General features: G+C 66.8%; 2 protein-coding genes. One reads left to right on the forward strand and one right to left on the reverse strand.

What is annotated here, in order from left to right; genetic code table 11:
- The coding region (gene alaS, locus RMN84_RS07895; protein ID WP_309611630.1) for an alanine--tRNA ligase at positions 1-2,242 on the reverse strand (2,242 nt) is incomplete at its 3' end.
- Between the two features lie 132 nt (positions 2,243-2,374).
- Here alaS and RMN84_RS07900 point away from each other — a divergent pair.
- Positions 2,375-3,970: a hypothetical protein gene (locus RMN84_RS07900; RefSeq protein WP_309611629.1), complete on the forward strand. Its 1,596-nt coding sequence runs from the start codon at positions 2,375-2,377 to the stop codon at positions 3,968-3,970.
- Positions 3,971-4,094: the final 124 nt, after the last annotated feature.

Raw genomic sequence — 4,094 nt, forward strand, 5'->3', positions numbered from 1 at the left:
GCCGATTCGCCTCGATCAGGGCGGCCACGCGCGCGGGGACTTCGTCTGGGCTGGCCTTGAGAGTGGCGGCGACTTCGCGCAGGCGGGCGTCGCGATCGACCAGCCACAGGCGCGCGGCCTCTCCCGTCAGCGCCTCGATGCGGCGGATGCCCGAGGAGACGGCGGATTCGGCGATAATCTTGAACAGAGCGATGTCGCCGAGCGCCGCGACGTGGGTGCCGCCGCACAATTCGGTCGAGTAGGAGGCGTCGTCGCCCTGCCCCATCGACAGCACGCGCACTTCGTCGCCGTATTTCTCGCCGAACAGGGCCACGGCTCCGGCAGCGATGGCGTCGTCGGGGGTCATCAGGCGGGTCGTGACGGGCTGGTTGCGGCGGATCTGGGCGTTCACCTCGGCCTCGATCGCGGCGATGTCGGCGGGGGTCAGCGCGCCGTTGTGAGAGAAATCGAAGCGCAGGCGGTCGGCGGCGACGAGGCTGCCCTTCTGCGTGACATGGTCGCCAAGGCGGTGGCGCAGCGCGGCGTGGAGCAGGTGCGTGGCGCTGTGGTTGGCGCGGACGGCGTTGCGACGCTCGACATCGACCGATTGCTGGAGCGTGTCGCCGAGCTTGACCGTGCCGACGGCGATCTTGGCGCGCAGCGCGTGAAGCTTGCCGAGCGGTTTCGACGTATCCTCAACGATGGCGGTGAGACCATTGGTCGCGGAAAGTTTTCCGGCGTCGCCGACCTGCCCTCCGCTTTCGCCGTAGAACGGCGTCTGGTTGAGAATGACGGTGACGGTGTCGCCTTCGCCCGCCTGATCGACGCGGGCGGCGTCCTTGACCAGCGCGAGGACGATGCCCTCGCCTTCATGGCCCGAATAGCCGGTGAATTCGGTCGTGCCATGTTCCTCGACCAGGTCGAACCAAAGGTCGTCGGAGGCGCGTTCGCCCGAGCCTTTCCACGCGGCGCGGGCGGCGGCTTTCTGCGCGGCCATCGACTGGTCGAAACCGGTGCGGTCGACGGCGAGGCCGCGGGCGCGAAGGGCATCCTCGGTCAGGTCATAGGGAAAGCCGAACGTGTCGTAGAGCTTGAACGCGGTCGCGCCGGGCAGCGTGCCACCTTCGGGCAGGGTCGCGGTCGCCTCGTCGAGCAGGCGCAGACCGTTGGTCAGGGTGCGGCGGAACTGGACCTCTTCCTGGGCAAGGGTCGATTCGATCGCGGCCTGGGCGCGGACGAGGTCGGGGTAGGCGGCGCCCATTTCGGCGACGAGCGCAGGGACGAGGCGGTGCATCAGCGGTTCGGCCGCTCCGAGGAGGTGGGCGTGGCGCATCGCGCGGCGCATGATCCGGCGCAGGACATAGCCGCGCCCCTCGTTGGCCGGGAGGACGCCGTCGGCGACGAGGAAGCCGCTGGTGCGCAGATGATCGGCGATGACGCGATGGCTGGCCTTGCGGTCGCCCTCGGCGGTGGTCTTCGTCAGCGCCTCGCTTTCGGCGATCAGCGCCTTGAACGTGTCGGTGTCGTAATTGTCGGGCACGCCCTGCATAACGGCGGCGATTCGCTCCAGTCCCATGCCGGTGTCGATCGACTTTTTCGGAAGGTCGCCAACGACTTCGCCGCCGACCTGCTCATATTGCATGAAGACGAGGTTCCAGATTTCGACGAAGCGGTCGCCGTCCTCGTCGGGCGATCCGGGCGGGCCGCCGAGGATATGGTCGCCGTGGTCGTAGAAGATTTCCGAACAGGGACCGGACGGACCGTCGTCGCCCATCGCCCAGAAATTATCCTTGGTGGCAATGCGGATGATGCGAGATTCGGGCAGGCTGGCGATCCTGCGCCACAGGTCGAACGCCTCGTCGTCGGTATGATAGACGGTGGCGGTGAGACGGTCGGGCGACAGGCCCCACTCCTTCGTCAGCAGGGTCCAGGCGTGGATGATTGCCTGTTCCTTGAAATAGTCGCCGAACGAGAAATTGCCGAGCATTTCGAAGAAGGTATGGTGGCGCGCGGTATAGCCAACATTGTCGAGATCATTGTGCTTGCCGCCGGCGCGGACGCACTTCTGGCTGCTGACGGCAGTGATGTACGGGCGGGATTCGAGGCCGGTGAAGACGTTCTTGAACGGGACCATGCCGGCGTTGACGAACATCAGTGTCGGGTCGTTGTGCGGCACCAGCGGCGCGGAGGGAACGCGGGCGTGTCCCTGCCCTCCGAAATAGTCGAGAAAGGAACGGCGAATATCGTTGGTCGAGCTGCTCATGAGCGCGATGTAAATGGCGTAGTGCGGTGCGGCAAGCGCCAGCGTCTGATGGCCGAGCGAGTCGCCCTCGCTCAGCCGCCACTCCCGCAAGCGAAAAGTCGGTGCTATCGATCGGCGAGAGGGGGATTCGTCATGCGATTCACATTGATCTTGCTGGCCGGTGCCGCGACGCTCGTGAGCGCCCAGGCTCCACCCTCCCCGCCTGCACCGCATTCCGAATTGGCAGCGATGAATCATGGCGACATGGCCGCGCCGACGAGCGCGCGGATCATGGCCGGCTATGGCGGCGGCGGGTTCCCGATCACGACCAAGGTGCCGCAGGCACAGGCATTTTTCGACAATGGGATGCAACTAGCCCACGCCTTTGCCCATAAGGCGGCGATCAAGGCGATGGCCGAAGCCGTCCGGCTCGACCCCGATTGCGCGATGTGCCGGTGGGGCGAGGCGTGGGCGTCGGGACCGACGATCAACTATGGCAAGTCGAGCGACGAGATCGCTCCGCTGGCTGAGGAGGCCGACAAGGCGGCAGCCTTGGCGAAAGTGGCCGGGACCGACCGCGAGAAGGCGCTGATCGAGGCGCTGCGGCTGCGCTACAAGGCAGGCGATGCTGACCGTGCCGCGCTGAACTTCGCCAAATCGATGGAAATCCTGGCCGATCGCTATGCGGCCGACGACGAGATAGCGGTGATGGCAGCCGACGCCTGGCTGATGACCGCAGCCAAGCATAGCGACGAAGGCAGGCTCAACGCGCAACTGGCGATGAGCCTGCTGGAGCCGGTGCTGAGGCGCCGTCCCGACTATACGCCGGCGATCGATTTCTATATCCATGCGAGCGAACTGGCGGGACAGCCGGCGCTGGCCGAGCCCTATGCCGACCGGCTGGCGGCGCTCGCGCCGCACGCTAGCCACCTGGTCCATATGCCGAGCCACACTTTCTATTGGGTCGGGCGCTATCAGGACGCCGCCGACGCCAATATGAAGGCGGTTGCGCTGGGGATCGAGAATGCCAAGGCGCTGGGGCTGGGACCGCCCGACGGGGTGTGGGGACTGCCCTATCATGCGCATAATGTGACGTTCGGGCTGGGCGGGGCGCTCGAGGCGGGAGATGCGAAGACGGCGCTCTATCTCGGGCGGCCGCTGGTGCTGCGCTCGCAGGCGCGCGCGGAAGCGGGGGCGTATAGCCAGATCATCGCGGCCAACGGCTATTTCGCGATGGCGCGCTTCGCGCCGGCGACAGAGGTGCTGGCGCTGCCGCAGCCCAAGCTGCCGGTCCTGACCGCTGCGTGGCATTATGCGCGCGGCGAGGCCCTGGCACGCAAGGGTGATGCGGCGGGTGTGCGAATGGAGGCAGCGGCGATCCGCAGCGTGACGGTCGGCGATGAGGACGATGCCTCGCGGCAGGCGTCGGAGCTAAGCTTCATCGCCCGCAATGTGCTGGTCGGGCGGGCGGCGATGATCGAGCATCGACCGGGCGAAGCGTCGTTGGCGTTCCAGCAGGCGGCGGAGTTGCAGGAGACCAAGGAGTTCAGCTCATTCGCCGATCCGCCGGCCTGGTATTATCCGGTGCGGCGCGACCTGGCGGCGGCAGTGTTGGCAAGTGGCGATCGCGTCGGAGCGCAGCGTGAAGCGGAAGCGGCGCTGGCCTATCGGCCAAAAGATCCGGCACCGCTCGCGATCCTGGCGGCAATAGGCATGAACGGCACGCCTGAGAACCGGACCGTCAAGTAAAGGGCCGCCGCCGCGAATGCAGCGACGGCCCTCCCTTATCGACCAAAGTCGATCTTAGTTCAGGCAGCTTGCAGGCGCGGCGCCGTACGCGCCTGGCGCCGGCGCATGCCGAAGCCGACCGCGC

Origin of the sequence: Sphingomonas sp., from assembly GCF_031380695.1 — a bacterium.
In the GTDB taxonomy this organism is placed as follows: Bacteria; Pseudomonadota; Alphaproteobacteria; order Sphingomonadales; family Sphingomonadaceae; genus Sphingomicrobium.